This is a genomic window from Solwaraspora sp. WMMA2059 (genome assembly GCF_027497315.1).
Classification (GTDB): domain Bacteria; phylum Actinomycetota; class Actinomycetes; order Mycobacteriales; family Micromonosporaceae; genus Micromonospora_E.
In genome coordinates this window covers 867,229-884,959 of record NZ_CP114908.1, presented here as the reverse complement: position 1 = coordinate 884,959, position 17,731 = coordinate 867,229, and the positions used below count along the sequence as shown (strand labels likewise).

Sequence of the window (17,731 nt, the reverse complement as noted above, 5' to 3'; positions counted from 1 at the left end):
GGCTGCAGCACGCAGTGGTGGGAGACTTGTGACAGCATCCGTAAGGAGGTGAGTCTGCCAATGAGCGTTGCCGCACTTGATCACCCCGAGCCGTGGACCGAGTCCGAGTACTTCGCGCTCGGGGAGACCCGAAACCGGATCGAGTTGATCGACGGAGGACTGTGGGTGAGCCCCGCACCGAACAGGCCATATCAGGACATCTCGTTCCTCCTCCTGACCGCGATCCGGCCGGCCGCGCGGTCGGCGGGTATGCGCGCGCACGAGGCGGTGAACGTACGACTGGCCGCCAACCGGATCGTGATCCCGGACCTGGTGGTGGCAAAGGTCGGGCGGCTCGGTGGCGTCGCCGACGCACACGAGGTCGTCCTGGCCGGCGAGATCACCTCGCCGAGCAGTGTCGCCACCGACCGCGTACAGAAGATGCAGTTCTACGCGGCCGCGCGAATCGGCTGGTACCTGCTCGTCGAGCCCGACATGGTCGAGTACGAATCACTCACGCTGCGGCTGTTCCGGCTGGAGGGCGAGCACTACGTCGAACATTCGGTCGCCGCAGACGGACAGCGGCTGACCTCCGACCTTCCGTTCCCGATCGACATCACGACCGACGCCCTGCTCGACTTCTAGCATCCTCGCGATTCTCGTCTCAACGGAACACCGGGGCGGCGCCGCGGTGACGCCGGAAGCAGTTTCCGGATGCCGCCGGCTGGAGACCAGCTCAGCTCCCGCCGGCTCGGGATGGAAACCTTCCTACCTGGAGTGACGGAGCTGGTCGTGGTGCCGATGGCAGTCGACATGGCGGCGACGATCCACAACCTGGTCCGCCGGGTGCTGACCCGGCGACCGCTCGCCGACGTGAGGTGACCGAGGTGGAGGGTGGTCGAGTTCAACCACCACCGCCGGGAATCGGGGCGCCGTCACCCACTCCCGGCCGGAGCTGTCGAGACCGAGGCGTCAACCGCGAGCTGAAACATCATCGAGTGATTGACAGATGTAATTGTCTGGCGCAGCATGTCGGAGTGGGACACAGGCATTTTCTCGGCGTCGCGCTCGCCGTCGCGTTGGTGATCTCCGGGCCGGTGCCGGCACAGGCAAGCGCGCCGGTGACCCCGCCCGGTGCTCCACAAGCCGCCGGCACACAGTTCCTCTCCGCCACCACCGTCGACCTGGCGTGGATGCCGGCCGCCGCAGGGACCAACCCAATCGCGGTATATGAGGTCTACGCCCGCCGGCTGGGCTGGATCTACCCGGACGAATTGGTCGCCACCACGACCAGCTCGTGGGTCTTCGTGCCGATCGGAGGGTTGCGCCCGGCTACGAACTACGACCTGTTCGTACGCGCACGGGACACCAGTGGCCTCCGTGGGCCCGCCTCGGCCCCAGTGAACATCACGACCCTGCCGAGCGAGATCGTTCCCGGCCCGCCGGTGGCGACCGACGTCACCGCCACCACCGCCACGGTCTCCTGGCAACCACCGGCGGTCGCCGTCGAACGGATCGCCGGTTACGACCTGATCGTCCCACCCGCCACCCCGACCCAGCCGATCCAGATCCGGGCGAGGACCGACCCGTCGACGACCAGCGTCCAGCTCGTCGGGCTCAGGCCGGGCACGAGCTACGTTTTCCTCGTCGTCGTCCGATACACCGGCGGCACGCCGCGTTCGGCCCCGTCGGCACGGGGCGCCTTCACCACCGTCCCGTCGGTGCCGCCGTCCCCGCCGTCCGACCTGACCGTCACCGCGCTCAGCCCGACCTCTGCGACGGTGTCGTGGACGGCCTCGACGCCGGGCGACTTCCCGATCTCTCGGTACTACCCGTACGTCAACGGCGTCGGCCTCGGAATCCCGAACCCCGGGCCGGACGTACGGACCGTCACGTTCGCCGTTTCCCCAGGCGGGACATACGAGGTCTACGTACGGGCGGTCGACCAGGCTGGCATAACGTCCGCCCCCTCCGAAACAGTGACCTTCACCGCCCCCAGCCATGATCGAACATCACCCGGTCGTTGGTGATGTATCGAAGCTGAGGCAGATATCCGCAGGTGCGCCCGGTACTGACGGCGCCTCGGACCGGTGCCAGTGCGGTCCGACCGCGTCGGTCGCCACCCGCTGCCAGAACAGCTGTGCTCCAGGGTTGTACGCCTGGAAGGCGATCCGCCACCGGCCCGGCCATTCGGCAATGACCCGGCCGGCGGCCACACGTCCCACGCCGGTCCGCCGCAACGGCCGGACCACGAAGAAGTCATTGATCGAGGCGATCTGATCCACCCGGCCCGCCATGACGAATCCGCCAAGCCCTCCCGCCACTGTGATCAGCCACGCCCGAGTGTCCGGATCCGCGCCGGCCAGAAAGCGATCGAGACGGCGATTGTTGTAGGTGCCGTCCGCGTTCGGCAGGTGACGGTACGCTTCGGCGAGGTCGTACCGGTACAGCTGCCCCAGGTTGCCGAGCACCGCACGGTGCGACCGGTCGACCGGCGTCAGGCCGATCGGCGTCGACGGAAGCTCCGGCGGGTGCACGCCGGCCCCGGTGGTCAGCGTACGGCTGACGGGGTGTGGGCGACGAAGGCGGACCAGGCGGCCGGCGCGAAGGCCAACGTGCCACCGGCCCGGTCCTTCGAATCGCGCACCAGCACCCGGCCCGGCAGGTTGTCGGCGACCTCCACGCAGTCGCCGCCGTTCGAGCTGCTGCGGCTCGACTTGCGCCAGATCGGCTCACTCGTTTTCATCGATCATCCTCACGTTCAGATCGCGGTGCGGCCCCGGAGAGCTGGGCCCGGATCCGAGCCTGCCAGGCGCTGAACCGGTCACGCAATGCGGCCACATCGTTGGCGTCGAGCCCGTAGTCGATGAAGTCCTGGTCATCGAACCGTGCGATCGAGCCGAGCATCTGTGCGAAGAGCTGCTGGTCGAAGCCAGCATCTGCGGCTGTCGCAAGTGCGCAGAGCTCGTCATGGGTGTACCGGCCACGTGTTACGGCAGCGTCGATGTCGAGGAAGTCGCGTGCTGCCGCGCGGTTGTAGAGCGCGTCCATCTTGCCTGCCATCACATCGTCAGGGTGGAGCACCGGGCCGATCTGCATCTCAACGGGCGGTTGCGCGCGCCAGTTCGCGACAAGTTCGACGCGGTGCTGCTCGCCCGGGGCATCGCCGTGACTGATGTGCAGTCGAGCGAAAGTGTCCAGCCGAAGATCGACGGTGACGTTGAATCCTTCGGCTTCGTAGGCAGCGATGAGGACGTCAACAGCTTGGGGAAAGTCGGCGCGACGCTGCCAGTCGGAAAAGAGATCGACGTCTTCACTCGGCCGATCGAGGATCCCATGCGCTGCCACCGCATGGCCGCCGGCCAACGCGAAGCCGAAGGGTCCGCCCGCTCGCAGACCGATTTCAGCCAGTTGTCGATGGAGTGGGTGAGTCTCGTGCGGCACTACGCGGCGGCCTGCCGCGCATGCGCGAGAACCTGGTGCTTGGACTCCCACACCTGCCGGACCTGTGGAGGCAGGACCAGCGTAGGCCAGATGCGGACCAGCGTCGGGCCGTCCAGCCATTGAATAAGGTCATCCACTGTCGTCGCTTCGCGGAGCACTGTCTCGTACATGCTGGCGAGCCTGCGAGGGTTGGCCAGGTCGTACTGCGCCCGCCCCGACCAGTCCAGACTTCTACTCAACGTGACCTGCCCACTGACCGGGCCATGGAGATCGTCCAGGTTCTCGCTGACCACGTACGGACGCTGGTCGGCGTAACGCGACCCGCTTGGTGCGCCACGCCCCGCCCTGCCGAACTCGTCCACGTCCCAGTCCCCGATCCTGGCCAACACATCGTCAACTACCACGAATCATAACGACGGCGGGCTCGGCTCACCGCCAGCGCGCCGTCAGCCCACGCTGCCACACCAGCATTGTCCCGCCACCGGTCACTCGATGGTGTCCGACCGGCTCGCCCGCTGATGAGATGGGGGCGAGCCGGTCGGCTGAGCGCACATGCCCGAGGGCGGGTGGGGCGGCGTTGGGGGTGGGTCAGCGTACGGCTGACGGGGTGTGGGCGACGAAGGCGGACCAGGCAGCCGGCGCGAAGGCCAACGTGCCACCAGCCCGGTCCTTCGAATCCCGCACCAGCACCCGGCCCGGCAGATTGTCGGCGACCTCCACACAGTTGCCGCCGTTCGGGCTGCTGCGGCTCGACTTGCGCCAGATCGGCTCACTCGCGTTCATCGATCATCCTTAGCATCAGGTCGCGGCTCTGGCTGACGGTGAGCGCCAGTCCCGACACAGCATCCCACGACTGTTCCAGGTCGAGCACGTCCTGAGCCTCGGTGACGATCCGACCACCGAGATGGTCGTCGAGGTAGCCGATCCGCCGGGCGTTGGAGAGGCAGGCGACGACGAACGCGCCGGCCAGCCCGACGTGCATGCCGACGTCGGCGGGGAGCACCCGGATCTGCACATCCGAGCGGTGGCCGATGTCGACCAGGTGCTCCAACTGATCCTTCATGAAGGCACCGGTCACGCGCAGCGCCGCCTCGGCGATGATCGCGGTGAACTGGATGTCCTCGTCGCGGGCCAGCGTGGCCGACTGGCGTTCCAGTCGAACGGCGAGCGCCTCGTCGAGCCGCCGTCGGGTGCGGGTGCCGACGGCGAGGACGGCGCGGGCGTACGCCTCGGTCTGCAGCAGCCCCGGGATCACCAGCGGCTCGAACGAGCGCAGCACCAGCGCGCGGCGCTCACTTTCCAGCCAGGAGCGCAGCCACAGGGCCTGCGCGTCCTCCCGGGCGGTCCGGGACAGCCGCTGGATCTGGTCGCCAGTCTCGTAGATGCGGTCGAGGTCGACGGCGGTGTCCGGCAACCGGATCGACTTGCCGGTCTCGAACGCGCCGATCAGGGAATTGCTGACCCGGATGGCCTCACCCACCTGGGCCTGGGTCAGGTTGCGCTTGAGGCGCTCACTGCGCAACAGATCCTGAAGTTCGCTCATCTCCTGGCCTCCATTGGAATCCATTGGTACGCGCTGGAATGACTGACGCACGGCAATCGGTGGACTCAGTATTCCGTGTCGGGGTCGCACAGTCCAGGGTGGAAATCACCACAGGCGCTTCGACGACGGCAAGGGAGATCACGTGTTACGCAACGACGGGATCGGCGGCACACCCCGCCTCGCCCGCTACACCTCGATCGGCACCCCGCCCGGCGGGAAAAGGGATCATGATCCGACGCCGAATCGCCCGCCGCTGCCGGACAGCGTCCACCTGTCAGTGGATCATCCAGTGGTACGGCGAGCCCGGGAGATCGTCAGCACCCACCTGCCGAGTCGGCTCGCCGAATGCCGAGTGTGCAATTCCGCCGCGCTCTGCGAGCCGTTCACGAAGGCACTCGCGGTGCTGCGCCGGCACGATCCGGGAAAGGCCCGACGGGTGATGGCCGTACTCTATTTCGCCGGCCTGTGGCCTCCGATGACCCCCGACGACGAAGCCGATGGGAATGGGGGTGGTGACGATGTCGCGTGACGAACTGCTCCGTGTCGGCGACACGCTGCGCCTGGGCAAGGCCGACTGGGTGTACGCCGACCGTTCGATGATCGTCCGGGTCGCCGACATCCGCTACCGGAATGCGGGCCAGTGCTCCGGCCTTCAGGCCGGGGGTGAAGGCCCGCGCTGGGAGGGCCGTCAGGGCCCGAGCAGTGCTCTAACCTGGCCGGTTCTGCTGCTCGATGTACTGCGTCACGATGCTCAGTGGCGCGCCGCCGACGGAGCCGGCGAAGTACGAGCCCGACCAGAGCTTGTTGGCCCGGTGGTAGTGGCGGGCGAGGTCGGGGAACTCCTGCCGCGGGTGGCGCGACGGGACGCCCTTGAGTGAGTTGACCAGGCGGGAAACGGCGACTTTGGGTGGGTGGTCGACCAGCAGGTGGACGTGGTTGTCCTCGCCGTTGAACTCGACCAGCTCGGCCTCGAAGTCGCGGCACACGTCCCGCATGATCTGTTCCATCCGGGTCAGGTGCCGGTCGGCGAACACCGGGTGCCGGAACTTCGTCACGAAAACCAAATGAACATGCATCGCGAAGACACAGTGCCTGCCGGTACGGATACCCTCACCTTCTGCCATAGACCAACATGATATCGTGTGGTTCGTGCAGCTCCGGTACCAGTTCCGGGTCTACCCGACACCCGGCCAGCAGATCGCGCTGGCGAAGGCGTTCGGATGCGCCCGGGTGGTGTTCAACGACGGGCTGCGCGCACGGCGGACCGCCCACGAGCAGGGCCTGCCGTACATCTCGGACGCCGAACTGTCCAAGCGGGTCATCACGCGGGCCAAGACGACTCCGGAACGGGCGTGGCTGGGCGAGGTGTCGGCCGTGGTGTTGCAGCAGGCCCTCGCGGACCTCAACACCGCCTACCGCAACTTCTTCCACTCCGTGTCGGGCAGGCGTAAAGGCAGCATGGTGGCACCGCCGAGGTTCCGGTCCCGTAAGGACAACCGGCAGGCGATCCGTTTCACCCGTAACTCCCGGTTCACGGTGCTGGACAACGGTCGTCTGCGGCTGCCGAGGATCGGCGACCTGGCGGTGCGCTGGTCCCGGTCGTTGCCGTCGGACCCGTCGTCCGTGACGGTCATCCGGGACGCCGCCGGGCGGTACTTCGCCTCGTTCGTCGTGCGGACCAGCGAGGACGAGCCGCTGCCCGAGGTGGACGCCGAGGTGGGGATCGATCTGGGGCTGACGCACTTCGCGGTCATGTCGGACGGCACGAAGGTGGCCGCGCCGAGGTTCCTGCGCCGCGCGGCCCGCAAACTCAAACGGCTGCAACAGGCCCTGTCGCGTAAACAGCGGGGCAGCAACCGCCGTGGGAAGGCCGTCGTGAAGGTCGCCAGGGCGCACGCCCGGGTGGCCGACACCCGGCGGGACTGGCAGCACAAGCTGTCCACGACGATCATCCGTGAGAATCAAGCGGTGTACGTCGAGGACCTGTGTGTCGTCGGTCTCGGCCGGACCCGGCTGGCGAAGTCGGTGCACGACGCCGGATGGTCGTCGTTCGTCGCCATGCTGGAGTACAAGGCGGCGAGATACGGGCGTACGTTCGCCCGGGTGGACCGGTGGCTCCCGTCCACCCGGATGTGCTCGGACTGCGGGCGCGTCAACGACAGGATGGCGTTGAACGTGCGGTCGTGGGTGTGTCCGTGTGGCGGTCACCACGACCGGGACGTCAACGCGGCGATCAACATCAAGGCCGCCGGGCAGGCGGACGTCAACGACCGTGGAGCGCGGGTAGGACCGGGACCCGTCCCGGCACCGCGCGGTGAAACGGTAACCCGCCAGAACGCTGCGCGTGTCACGCGCGGCGTGGCTGGAATCGCCGCCGTTTAGGGCGGCGAGGATGTCAAGGGCTCGACCAGGAGCAGTCGCAGGTCGTCGGGCTCATCGGCACCGTCCTCGCCGGTGGCCGGGACGGCCGGATGGTGGCGATCGCCGTCTACAAGAGCGCGCTGACCCGCCCCGGTGTCGTCGAGCGCCCCCGCCCCGTCAACGGCGCCGACCATTACAATGAGCCGCATGAGCGCTGAGGCCGTCGGCATGCACATGCCCGCCGTTGTCACGCTCGACGACGCGGCCGCAATGAACTCCGCCGATCCGAACGGCCACCGCTACGAGACCAGCCCTGAAGGGGTCCTGTCGGTTATGCCCCCACCCGACTCTGCGCACGCGATGACCGCGAGCCGCCTGTTCGCCTGGCTCATCATGGCGGGTTGGCCGGCAGAGCAGGTTCTTCAGGCGGCTGGGGTCCGGATCCCCGGGCCAGACGGCGACGGGGGCAGGATCCCGGACATCAGCGTCTGGCAAAAGCCTCCGCCCAGGAGCGTCTGGTCAGCGGTGACAGACATCGTGCTCGTGATCGAGATCGTCTCGCCCGGTTCGGAAGGCATCGACGCGGTGACAAAAGTCCGCGAGTACGCCTCGGCGGGCATCCCCCAGTACTGGGTGGTCGACCGAGACGGCGCGCAGACCGTCACCCTGCACCGGCTCGCCGCGCACGGCACCTACCAGGAGAGCGCCAAGATGCCCCTGGCCTGGTTGCTGCAGACGTCCCCGGCCGACCATCTCGGCTGAAGGAAACGCGGGGTCAGCGGTCCATCATCCGCAGCGCCATGGTCGGCGCGTCGGCCATCACCGACGTCGGGTTCGACACGCCACCGGTGGCCCAGACCTTCGACCGGGCGATGTGCACCCCCGGGTAGAGCTCGACGACGTCGGTGGCCTGCAACGGCCGGGCCTGGCGTTTGATGGTGCGGCGTTCGTCGTCGTCGGGTGAGCCACCCGGCCGTACGCCGGTGCCGTTGGTGCTGACGTCCTGCACGACGAGGTCCCTGCCGTGCAGCTCGAACCGGACGTGGCTGCGGCTGATCCAGCGCCGCGCCTCCTCGGTGAGCCACTGGCCGAGCATGATGCCTTCGCCGCGCTCGGGTGCCCGGCCGACCACCATCGGGTGGTCGGCGGAGACGACGAACCGCTGCCGGACCATTCCGTCGATGCGGATCGACAGCACCTCGGCCGGTGGGCGGGCACCCGCCTCGGTGAGTCGTTCCCCGTGCCGGGGACAGGTCGGCTGGCCGGTACGCAGCGTCGGCGGCGGCTGCCCGCCGGGGCGGCCGACCCGCATCCGGCCGAACAGCGCGCATTCCGGGTCGGGGCAGCTCCACAGTCGGGCCAGCAGTTGCGCACCGGCCGGCGACGGCTCGGCGGTCGCCGGTGTGTTGCCGCCGTCGGCGCGGGCGGTCAGCGCCGGGCCGCCGTGGCCGGGCAGCGGGGCGAGCAGCCGGCCAGGCTGACTGAGCCACTGGTAACGCCCGCGCATGCCGTCGAACCGGTGGCGGCTGAGCACCGGCAGGCCGAGCAGTTCGGCGACCTCCAGAAGCCGGTCGGCGGGGTCGGCGAGCACCTCCACCAGGCCGTCGTCGGACCACCGGCGGGCGACCATCCGCTCGTTGGAGGTCAGGTCGGCGTCGGAGAGCAGACCGCGGTGCACGACCACGTACACCGGGACGTTCTCCTCGGCGACGCTGCGGCCGAGGGCGTCGATCAGCTGCCCGAGGCGCAGCATATTGGCCGGCCGACCGTTGTCGAAGTCGACGTACCGGACGACCTCGGCCAGGTCCACGACGGCACGTGCGGTCGCCGGGTCGGTGCTGAGTCGGCGCTCGATCGCGTCGAGTACCTTGCTGACCTCGAATCTCACCGTGTACCTCCCCCGGTCAGGAATCCCACCGCGTACCTCTCCCGGTCTGGAATGTCACCGCGTACCTCTCCCGGTCTGGAATGTCACCGTGTCCGCTCCCCCGTCAACCCTGCGCCGCGACGATCTCGTCGATGCGGCGGGCCAGCTCGATGTCCAGGGCGGTGGTGCCGCCGGCCGAGTGGGTGCGGCACCGGAAGGTCAGGGTCCGCCACCGGATGTCGATGTCCGGGTGGTGGTCCATCTCCTCGGCGGTGATCGCCACCCGGGTCACCACGGCGACCGCGTCGGGAAAGGTCGCCAACGAGACGGTACGGGCGATCGCCTCAGGGTCGCCCACCCAGTCCGTCAGCTCCGCGAGCGCGGCCTGCACCTGTGCGGTGTCCAGCACCTCTGCCATGCGGTGACCTTACCGTCTGTCTCGCCCAAGTGATCGGCACGCGGGTCGCGGCGAGTAGGTTGTCTCGGCATCAGTCATTCCTGTTCGGGAAGGCACAAATGCCGCAAATAAGGCGAGCTACCGCAGTTGTCGGCGGGCTTGTTGTTTCACTCGCCCTCATCGTCACCGGGTGTGGCCGGTCGGGCCCTGCCACCGACCCGGACCCGCCGACCACAGCCTCGGCCAGCTCCGCCGACGACCTAGGCAACGACCAAGCCGACCGCCTAGGCGACGCCACGCAGGCGCTGGCCGCCGCGATCGGCAAGGCCCAGGAGCAGCCCGCCAGGGTGCGGTTCGTCATGTCCGGCCGGTCCGGCGAGACGACCGAGGCACACGCCGAGATCGACCCGGAGAACCAACGGATCAGGATCGAGTCCTACTTCCAGGAGGACGGGTCCACGGTGATGGTCACCATGATCCTGCTGGAACAGGACTTCTACCTGATGAACGGCAGCGGAGAGCGGGCCGGGGTCTGGTTCCACACCGATCGGGCGGACCTCCCGCCCGGGGGCACCTTCGACACGATGGCCAAGGGCGATCTGATCGGCGTACGCCAACTTCGGCGAGCCGGTGACCGTCGAGAAGCCGGACGGCGAGATCATCGACATGTCGGACGACATGCTGGACCTGTTCGACGTCTGAACCGACCGGCAGAGCAGTACGACCGGCAGAGCAGTACGACCGGCAGGTAGCGAGTCCGATCGACGGTGCGGGGCCACCCACTAGGGTGGCCCCGCGCTTGCTACCCGGCAGTCATGATGATCACTTGATGCTGAGCTGGGCGACACGCCGGCAGCAAACCGAATTCTCGTCAAGTGATCATGAGTGCGGCGGCAGCCGGGTGGGTCAGCGGCGGCAGCCGGGTGGGTCAGCGCAGCGGCTGGCCGACGGAGTGCAGGTGGCGCAGCGCCTCGGCGTACGAGTCGATCAGCCCGGCCTCGGTGTACGGCAGGTCGCGTTCCTGGCAGTAGCCGCGCACGATCGGTTGGGCGTACCGCAGATGCGGCCGCGGCATGCTGGGGAACAGGTGGTGCTCGATCTGGTAGTTGAGCCCACCGAGCAGTACATCGACGAACCAGCCGCCGCGCACGTTGCGGGAGGTCAGCACCTGCTTGCGCAGGAAGTCCAGGTCGTCGTCCGGGCCGAACATCGGCATCCCCTTGTGGTTCGGCGCGAACGCGCACCCCATGTAGAGACCCCATAGCGCCTGGTGCAGCACGATGAAGGCCACCGCCCGCACCGGCGACAACACCGCGAAGACGATCCCGAGGTACGCGGCGGTGTGCACCGCCAGCAGCAGCCCCTCCACGACGCGCCGCTTCACCGGGCCGTTGATAACCGCTTGGACGCTCGCCACCCGCAACGCCAGGCCTTCGAGCAGCAGCAGCGGGAAGAACAGGTACGCCTGCCGGCGGGCCAGCCAACGGCCGAAGCCCTGGGTCGCGACGGCCTGTTCCTCGGTCCAGACCAGCGCCCCGGCTCCGACGTCCGGGTCGTCGTCGACGTGGTTCGGGTTGGCGTGGTGCCGGGTGTGCTTGTCCATCCACCATCCGTAGCCGAGCCCGACCCCGAGATTGCCGAGCAGCAGGCCGGCGGTCTCACTGGCCCGCCGGGTACGGAACATCTGCCGGTGTCCGGCGTCGTGGCCGAGGAACGCGACCTGGGTGGCGGCGATCGCCAACCCGACGGCGGTCAGCAGCTGCCACCAGCTGTCCCCGCCGGCCAACAGCACCGCCCAGCCGGCCAGGTAGGCCCCGACGGTCAGCACGATCCGGGCGGCGTACCAGGCGGGTCGGCGGTCCAGCAGCCCGGCCTGACTCACCCGCCGCGACAGGTCGGCGTAGTCGCTGCCCCGCGGGCGAGGGCTGGTAAGGGTGGGTGCGGCAGCAGTCATCGAATGCCTTCCGTGGCTGTCCCGGCCTGTCGGGGCCGGCGATTCGGGGGTGGTGGTGCAGGGGTACTGGCGGTGCGAGGTGCTGGCGAGGACCGGCGACGTCTCCAGTCTGCGGGGATCCGCCGCGTGGGGTAATCCTGTCTCCCCCCGGAACCCGGGTGACGCTAGCCCCCTCCCGGTCAGGTCATCCGGCCGACAACAGTACGCAATCTGCGCAGATCCCGGCGACGGCGTTCGTAGGTGACCGCCAGAGTGATCAACGCCAGGCCGCCGACAGCCAGGAAGCTCCACCGGGGCAGCAGGTCCCAGACGGCGACGAGTTCCCGCACCGCGAGGACCGCCAGCACCGCACCGCCGATCATGACTGGGGCCTGCCGGCGGTACGCCGCACCGAGCAGCACCGCCGCCACCGCCCCGGCCCCGAGCAGCAGCCGGCGCACCGGCTGACCGTCGGCGACCAGCACCGAGCCGAGGCTGGGCAGCAGGGCGGCGGCCAGGCCGGGGGCGTACCCGAGCCAGCTTGACCGCTGCGGCTGGGCACGCAGGGTCAGCCAGCCGACGCCGAGCGCGGCCAGGGCCACCGGCAGCGTGTACGCCTCGGCCAGCGCCACCTGCTCGCTGGTCAGCAGCAGCCACCAGGCGACGATCTCGCTGGCCAGGGCCGTCATGACCAGCACCCACGGCCGGTGCGGCACCGCCTGCCGTTCGCCTGGCCGCAGCGGCACCGGGTGGACGGTTGCCAGCAGTGCCCGGGCACCCAGCACGACGCCCCACAGGGTGCATACCCCGGCGGCGTACCGGGCCGAGCCGACCGTCATCAGCACAGCCACGCCGGCGGCGGCGTGCCCGGCTACTTCGACGCCGATCGACTCGGCCCGCCCCCGTACGCCCCCGGCGGCCGACCGGAGGGTCAGCACCGCGCCGACCGCCATGGCCAGCGCGGCGACGGCGAGGACCGCGTACCCGCCGACCCGGACCGGCAGGTCGGCGGCGTGCACGGCGGTCGCGGCGAGAACATTGCCGGCGACCACAGCGACGACCCCGGCAGCAACCCGCACCGGGGTACGGCGACCCGCCGCGCCGATTCCGGCAGCGCACGCCACCACGGCGGCCAGCGCGGTCAGGGTGCTGACCCGGGTGGGCAGCAGTCCGGCCAACCCGGCCCCGGCCAGCGGGGCACCGACCAGCAGGGTGACCGCCACCTGCGGTGCGGCGGTGGACCGGGCGGCGACCACCAGCCCGGCGAGTCCGGCGGCGAGGCTGATTGCCGGCACCACCGGCCACGGCGTACCGGCGCTGGCCAGGGCGGCCAGCAGGGCGACCAGCGCGACCGGTCCGCCGGCCAGCACCGCGTACCGCGCCCGGTACCCCGCGACGGCTGCCACGGTGGTGGCGGCGAGCACGGCCAGGGTGACCGCCCCGGCGGCGGGGACCGGCACCGGCAGCGCCGGGCTGAGTCCGGTCCCGGCCGGTACGCCGGCCCAGCTGGCGTCCAGCCAGCGGTACGGGGTGAGCAGCAGCGACGCCAGTACCGGCAGGGTGCTGACCGCCGCCGGCAGCACCAGCCCGGCGGCGACGCCGGTCAGCAGCAGTCGCAGCACGCCACGGGGGACGAGGGCCGCGGCGGTAACCAGCAACAGCGCCGCCGCGGCGACGTACCCGCCGGTGGACTCCCCCGGCACGTACGGCACGGCGCCGACGGCCGGAGCGACGAGGGTGGCGACGACGGTGACCGGCAGCGCCGCCCCGGCGTACCAGAGGTATCCAGGCCACCAGCGGCGGACCGCGACCAGCGCGACCGGTAGCCCGATGGCGGCGGCTGCCCCGGCGCGCGCCGGCCAGCCCGCCGACGGGTCGAGGGTGTGCACGGCGAGCGCGACGAGCGCCGGCCAACCGGCGACCGCGACGGCGACGCCGAGGCCGCCGATCGGGGCCTGCCACCAGGGAGCTCCGGGGCGCTGCAGGGCGTGGCGGGCGACGGCGGCGACGGCGAGCGCCGTGCCGACGACGACCGCGACGGCGGTCGCGGCAACGGCCGGTCGGCCGGCGCTGACCAGCAGCGCGTGGCCGGTCAGCAGGGCGGCGACGGCCGCGCCGGGCAGCGCGACGGCGGCATTGCGCGACCTGGCGGCCCGTAGCGCCGCCACCGCCCCACCGGCCAGGCCGCCGACGGCGACCGCCCACCACGGCACCGGGATCGCCGCCGGTACGGTCAGCAGCCCGGTGGCGGCCCCGACGGTGAGCAGCACCGGCCGGACCGCCCGGGGCAGCAGCAGAATCAGCGCGCCGGTGACCGCGACGACGGCGAACGGCAACTGCCAGTCCCCGGACGCGTCGACCGGACCGGCGGCGGCCCGCCACAGCGGGCGGGCCGCCGCGATACTTTCGGCGGCGACGGCCAGAGCGGTCAGCAGTACGCCGACCCCGAGCAGACCGGTCACCAGCAGTGCACCCGCCCACGGCCCGGTACGGACCACCGCCGGCAGCCGGCCGCGCAGGTACCGGCCGGCGAGGGCGAGCCCGACGGCGGTGCCGGCGACGATGGCCAGCGCCCGCGACGGTGCCGGTTCGGTGCCGGCCCGGACCATGGCGATGGTCACCGCCGGCGCCAGCCCGGCCAGGCTGATCGCCAGCAGCGCCGGTACACCGGTGAGCCGGCCGGCGACGACCAGCACGGCGGCGACGGCCAGTAGCGGCAACCCGGCCAGGGCGGGAGCGCCGGACGGGTGGCCGAGGATGACTGCGGCCAGGGCGGCGATCCCGGCGGCGGTCAGCGCCGCGCCGACGGCCGCCCAGCCGGTGATCCGCAGCGCCAGCCGGGCCGGCGGAGTGAGCGCGATCATCGCCAGGGCGCCCAGGGCGGTGCCGAGCAGCAACAGGGTGGTGCCGGCGGCGTCGGCGTGCAGGTCGACGGCGAGCAGCGGCAGCACGGGTTGCGCGGCGAGCAGGGCGGCGAAGCGGGCCGCAGCCAGGCCGGTGATCAGGTGGTAGCCGGCGGCGACCAGCCCGGTGACCGCGAAGGTCACGGCGGCGTACCGGGCGGCTGGCAGGTCGGCGGCGCCGAACAGGTCGACGTAGCGAGCGGCGTAGCCGTCGAGCAACACCAGCAGCAGCCCGAGCGCGGCGAACGTCTCGGCGGTGCCGCGCAGGCCGCGCCAGTTGGCCAGCGGCGGCAGGGCGAGCAGTACGGCGGTGACGCCGGCCAGGATCGCGGCCCGGCCGCCGACGCCGACGCTGGCCCAGGCGACCGCGGTGAAGACGATCGCTGCGGTGCCGAGCAGCAGTCCACCGAGGACGAAGAGAATGGTCTGCACGGTACGGGTGGAGGTCTCCGGCCGTGGTGGCTGGCCGCCGGCTGGTGCGGCGGCTGGTGCGGCCGCCGACGCGGCGGTCGGGCGGGCCGGTGGGACGGTCGTCGCCCGTACCGCCGCCTGAACCTGGGCCGCGAGCTGTTGCCTTCGGATCTGCGCGACGTGCAACTGCCCACTCAGCGTGGCACACGCCGCCCGGGCCTGTTCGACGCGGGCGGCCAGCCCGGCGATCTCGCCGTCGAGCCGAATCACCTCGGCTGCCCCTGGGTCGGGTGCCCGGCCGCAGCCTGGGCAGCCGGCGGCGAGGCTCGCCGGCGTGCCGCAGGCCGGACACGGGTAGTGGGCTGTCGCGGTGCTGCTCATGACCGCATCCTCGCCGCCCGGCCGGTGCGGCCGACAGAGTGCGGGTACTCAGCCCGACCGAGGGGGCGGCTCAGGTGGGGACGGTTCAGGACCATTCAGGACCAGCCGACCGGGAATGGACGACTGATAGACGACTCAGGGGCGAGTGTGTTCGTATACCCACCGGGCGTAATCGGGGTTGCCGGCTTCGATGACGGCAACCAGGATCTCGGGTACGTCGTAGGGGTGCGCGGTGCGGAGATAGGTGACCAGTGGGTCGCTACGGTCGGTGGCGGTCTTGAACTGCACAGACCACTCCTTCGTGGTCTCCACCCGGCCTTCCCACCAGTAGGTGCTGGCCACCGGACCGCCGATCTGGGCGCAGGCGGCGAACCGGCCGGCAACCGCAGAAGCGGCGAGCACTTCGGCGACCGAGCGGGCATCCACCACCGTCGTCACAACGGAGATTTGATCCACGGAGCGCACCTTACGCCCTCAAGGTGTCCGAGCGGTTCTTCTCGATCCACGAATCGATCCGCGCCCACCAGTCGTAGAGCCATTCGATGCGTTCGTCACGGCCGGCCGGAATCTCCTCGGGCGGCACCGACCAGAACCGCATCACGATCCGTTTGTCCATCGGCAGTTCCCGCCACACGTCGGCGCCGGTCAGCATCCGGTCCAGGCCGGTGTGCGCGACGAAGATGACGCCCGCGTCCGGGGCGGCGTCCAGCGCGGCGAGCAGGCCGCCGGGGCGCGGCGCCAGGACGTGCCGCATCGACTCGGCTCGGGCCGCCATCCCGCGCAGTCCCAACGCGTGCAGCCGCTCGATGGCCCGGCTGCGCCGGCCCGGAGTGAAGTTGCCGCCCTCGGGGAAGATGACGAACGCGTCGTTGGCGTCCAGCCCGGTCGCCAGGTGTGCGATCTGGGTCTCGACCGGCTCAGCGCGCCGGTCGCCGGGGGCGATGAACCGGTTGGGCAGCCGGTTGAGCAGCACGTCGATCGCCGGATCCCACTGCAGGGTCTCCTTGAGCACGATCCGCGGCTCCCGGTCGAACCAGTTGACCAGGCCGTGGATCAGGATGAACGAGTCACCCGGGCCGGCGTGCCGGGACACCACCAGTTCGGGACGGCCGGGCAGCGCGGTGTCCGGATCGGTGCCGACCACGTCGATACTCAGCCGCAACGCCCAACGGGCGTGCCAGAAGAAGAACGTCAGGAACCAACCGGTCAGCACGTAGTGGGCGCGTTGAAACGCCGGGCTGCGGATCTTCCATCCGCAGCCGGAGGCCAGCCAGAGTCCAAAGAGGGCGATCAGTGCGGCGGTGTCCCACAGCAGGTAGACCACGGCGACCCAGAACAGTCGCAACACCCGCAGCCGGCCGGGCACCAGTAACGAAGCGGCTGCGGCCAGGAAGATCCAGAACGGCAGCGTGGTGAGCACCGCTGCGGCAAGCAGCGGTACGGCCGGGGCGAGCAGTGTCCGGCGTACCCAGCGGGGTGGCAGCGGCATCAGCAGCCGGCCACGTTGGTCTTGAGGTAGCGCCGGGAGGCGGTGTAGGCGCGGCTGATCCGGCGGCCGACAGCGGTCATGTCCCGGTACGCCCAGGGTGTGTCGTCACGCGTCTCTCCCCCACCAGTCGGCAGTACGTGCACCTCCACATCGTGACCGAGCGCCGCCAACTCCCGGGCGAACCGGTGCCGGCGAGCGATCTCGAAGGCGACCTGGGCGACCTCCCAGGGCCGCCGGGGTGCGCTGAGTGGCCGCTCGATCCGGCCGACCTGGAGCACGAAGACGCGCTTCGCCCCGGCTTCGACGGCCTTGCCGATCGGGATCGAGTTGACGATCCCACCGTCGATGAAGTGCTCGCCGTCGATCTCAGCCGGGGGCAGCAGGCCGGGCACCGCGGCCGAGGCGAGCACTGCCGGCACCACCGGGCCGGTGTCGAACCAGTGTTCGGCGGCGCGTTCGATGCTGGCGGCGCAGCAGTGGAACGGCACGGCCAGGTCGGCGAAGGTGGTGGTCTCGCCCAGTTCGGCTGCCAGCAGCCGGCGCAGTGGCCGTGGCGAGTGCAGGTGGGTACGGGCGGCGAACCGGCGCAACTGGCGGGCCATCGAGTCGCCGTACACCTCGCTGGCCTCCGGGGAGGCCCAGAGCCGGACCAGCCGCAGGGTGACCGCCTCGGAGGGGTCGGCGGCGACCAGTACACCGTTGACCGCGCCGATCGAGGTGCCGACGACGAGATCGGGCTCGATGCCGGAGCGGAACAGGGCGCGCAGCATGCCGACCTCGACCGCGCCGAGTACCCCGCCGCCACCCAGCACGAAGGCGACCGGACCGTTGACCATGGCGTTCATCCTGGCACGGGCCCGGTGGCCGCCGGTCAGGTCGGTCCCGCCGCCCGGGCTCGGTCGGAACTACCGGCTCATCGCCAATGCCGATTTATGTCGGGTTAAATGATAAATGTTCACCTGTTTAACGTGCCGTTGACAGGACGTGCCAATTCGCGCAGCCTGATACGACCTCCACTCCCCA

Annotated in this window: 21 protein-coding genes; 7 read left to right on the top strand and 14 right to left on the bottom strand. The window is 70.5% G+C overall.

Translation table 11 applies throughout. From position 1 onward, the window contains the following. The first annotated feature begins 60 nt into the window (after positions 1 to 60). The 3 genes from O7553_RS04080 (at position 61) to O7553_RS04070 (ending at position 2,009) form a co-directional block, all read left to right on the top strand. A complete protein-coding gene (locus O7553_RS04080; RefSeq protein ID WP_281553541.1) occupies positions 61 to 624 on the top strand; it encodes a Uma2 family endonuclease in 564 nt (187 codons plus the stop codon). 69 nt (positions 625 to 693) lie between these two features. After that, positions 694 to 861, top strand: a complete 168-nt coding sequence (locus tag O7553_RS04075) for a hypothetical protein (RefSeq protein WP_281553540.1) — start codon at positions 694 to 696, stop codon at positions 859 to 861. Positions 862 to 1,016: 155 nt separating this feature from the next. Then, positions 1,017 to 2,009 carry a fibronectin type III domain-containing protein gene (locus O7553_RS04070; RefSeq protein ID WP_281553539.1) on the top strand — a complete coding sequence of 331 codons (993 nt, stop codon included), beginning with the start codon at positions 1,017 to 1,019 and terminating at the stop codon, positions 2,007 to 2,009. Here O7553_RS04070 and O7553_RS04065 read toward each other — a convergent pair. From O7553_RS04065 to O7553_RS04040, 6 genes are all read right to left on the bottom strand, one after another. Beyond that, a complete protein-coding gene (locus tag O7553_RS04065; RefSeq protein WP_281553538.1) occupies positions 1,992 to 2,516 on the bottom strand; it encodes a hypothetical protein in 525 nt (174 codons plus the stop codon). The genes O7553_RS04070 and O7553_RS04065 overlap by 18 nt on opposite strands. Before the next feature lie 14 nt (positions 2,517 to 2,530). Continuing rightward, the gene (locus tag O7553_RS04060; protein ID WP_281553537.1) at positions 2,531 to 2,725 is read right to left on the bottom strand and encodes a DUF397 domain-containing protein; all 195 of its coding nucleotides are present in this window, start codon (positions 2,723 to 2,725) and stop codon (positions 2,531 to 2,533) included. After that, positions 2,722 to 3,423 carry a nucleotidyl transferase AbiEii/AbiGii toxin family protein gene (locus O7553_RS04055; RefSeq protein WP_281553536.1) on the bottom strand — a complete coding sequence of 234 codons (702 nt, stop codon included), beginning with the start codon at positions 3,421 to 3,423 and terminating at the stop codon, positions 2,722 to 2,724. Before O7553_RS04055 ends, O7553_RS04060 begins: the two co-directional genes overlap by 4 nt. Beyond that, positions 3,423 to 3,827, bottom strand: a complete 405-nt coding sequence (locus tag O7553_RS04050; protein ID WP_281553535.1) for a hypothetical protein — start codon at positions 3,825 to 3,827, stop codon at positions 3,423 to 3,425. Before O7553_RS04050 ends, O7553_RS04055 begins: the two co-directional genes overlap by 1 nt. 184 nt (positions 3,828 to 4,011) lie before the next feature. After that, positions 4,012 to 4,206 carry a DUF397 domain-containing protein gene (locus O7553_RS04045; RefSeq protein WP_278167365.1) on the bottom strand — a complete coding sequence of 65 codons (195 nt, stop codon included), beginning with the start codon at positions 4,204 to 4,206 and terminating at the stop codon, positions 4,012 to 4,014. Next, positions 4,193 to 4,966 (bottom strand): helix-turn-helix transcriptional regulator, encoded by a 774-nt coding sequence (locus O7553_RS04040; protein WP_281553534.1) that lies wholly within the window; start codon positions 4,964 to 4,966, stop codon positions 4,193 to 4,195. The genes O7553_RS04045 and O7553_RS04040 overlap by 14 nt, the downstream gene beginning before the upstream one ends. Positions 4,967 to 5,108: 142 nt before the next feature. Here O7553_RS04040 and O7553_RS04035 point away from each other — a divergent pair, with 142 nt between their 5' ends. Then, the gene (locus O7553_RS04035; RefSeq protein WP_281553533.1) at positions 5,109 to 5,495 is read left to right on the top strand and encodes a hypothetical protein; all 387 of its coding nucleotides are present in this window, start codon (positions 5,109 to 5,111) and stop codon (positions 5,493 to 5,495) included. Between the two features lie 178 nt (positions 5,496 to 5,673). Here the strand turns inward: O7553_RS04035 and tnpA are convergent, their stop codons facing one another. Continuing rightward, a complete protein-coding gene (gene tnpA, locus O7553_RS04030) occupies positions 5,674 to 6,090 on the bottom strand; it encodes an IS200/IS605 family transposase (protein WP_281553532.1) in 417 nt (138 codons plus the stop codon). 25 nt (positions 6,091 to 6,115) lie between these two features. Here tnpA and O7553_RS04025 point away from each other — a divergent pair, with 25 nt between their 5' ends. Beyond that, positions 6,116 to 7,348, top strand: coding sequence for a transposase (locus O7553_RS04025; RefSeq protein WP_281553531.1), 1,233 nt, complete (start codon positions 6,116 to 6,118; stop codon positions 7,346 to 7,348). 186 nt (positions 7,349 to 7,534) lie between these two features. Further along, positions 7,535 to 8,089 carry a Uma2 family endonuclease gene (locus tag O7553_RS04020; protein ID WP_281553530.1) on the top strand — a complete coding sequence of 185 codons (555 nt, stop codon included), beginning with the start codon at positions 7,535 to 7,537 and terminating at the stop codon, positions 8,087 to 8,089. Positions 8,090 to 8,102: 13 nt separating this feature from the next. On the opposite strand, the gene O7553_RS04015 is transcribed toward O7553_RS04020, so the two are convergent. Both O7553_RS04015 and O7553_RS04010 read right to left on the bottom strand, forming a co-directional pair. Then, on the bottom strand, positions 8,103 to 9,215 hold the full coding sequence (locus O7553_RS04015) for an FHA domain-containing protein (protein WP_281553529.1): 1,113 nt from the start codon (positions 9,213 to 9,215) through the stop codon (positions 8,103 to 8,105). Positions 9,216 to 9,318: 103 nt separating this feature from the next. Further along, positions 9,319 to 9,612 carry a 4a-hydroxytetrahydrobiopterin dehydratase gene (locus O7553_RS04010; protein WP_278167350.1) on the bottom strand — a complete coding sequence of 98 codons (294 nt, stop codon included), beginning with the start codon at positions 9,610 to 9,612 and terminating at the stop codon, positions 9,319 to 9,321. A gap of 98 nt (positions 9,613 to 9,710) precedes the next feature. On the opposite strand from O7553_RS04010, the gene O7553_RS04005 reads away from it, so the two are divergent. Then, complete coding sequence (locus O7553_RS04005; protein ID WP_281553528.1) at positions 9,711 to 10,343, top strand: hypothetical protein; 633 nt, start codon at positions 9,711 to 9,713, stop codon at positions 10,341 to 10,343. Positions 10,344 to 10,519: 176 nt separating this feature from the next. Here the strand turns inward: O7553_RS04005 and O7553_RS04000 are convergent, their stop codons facing one another. From O7553_RS04000 to O7553_RS03980, 5 genes are all read right to left on the bottom strand, one after another. Then, positions 10,520 to 11,545, bottom strand: a complete 1,026-nt coding sequence (locus O7553_RS04000) for an acyl-CoA desaturase (protein ID WP_281553527.1) — start codon at positions 11,543 to 11,545, stop codon at positions 10,520 to 10,522. Between the two features lie 179 nt (positions 11,546 to 11,724). After that, entirely contained in the window at positions 11,725 to 15,219 is a 3,495-nt protein-coding gene (locus tag O7553_RS03995) for a hypothetical protein (protein ID WP_281553526.1), read from the bottom strand. Positions 15,220 to 15,354: 135 nt separating this feature from the next. Beyond that, on the bottom strand, positions 15,355 to 15,675 hold the full coding sequence (gene cutA / locus O7553_RS03990) for a divalent-cation tolerance protein CutA (protein ID WP_281553525.1): 321 nt from the start codon (positions 15,673 to 15,675) through the stop codon (positions 15,355 to 15,357). Between the two features lie 10 nt (positions 15,676 to 15,685). Then, positions 15,686 to 16,708, bottom strand: a complete 1,023-nt coding sequence (locus tag O7553_RS03985) for a 1-acyl-sn-glycerol-3-phosphate acyltransferase (protein WP_281553524.1) — start codon at positions 16,706 to 16,708, stop codon at positions 15,686 to 15,688. Beyond that, entirely contained in the window at positions 16,708 to 17,544 is an 837-nt protein-coding gene (locus O7553_RS03980; protein ID WP_281553523.1) for a patatin-like phospholipase family protein, read from the bottom strand. The genes O7553_RS03985 and O7553_RS03980 overlap by 1 nt, the downstream gene beginning before the upstream one ends. Positions 17,545 to 17,731: the final 187 nt, after the last annotated feature.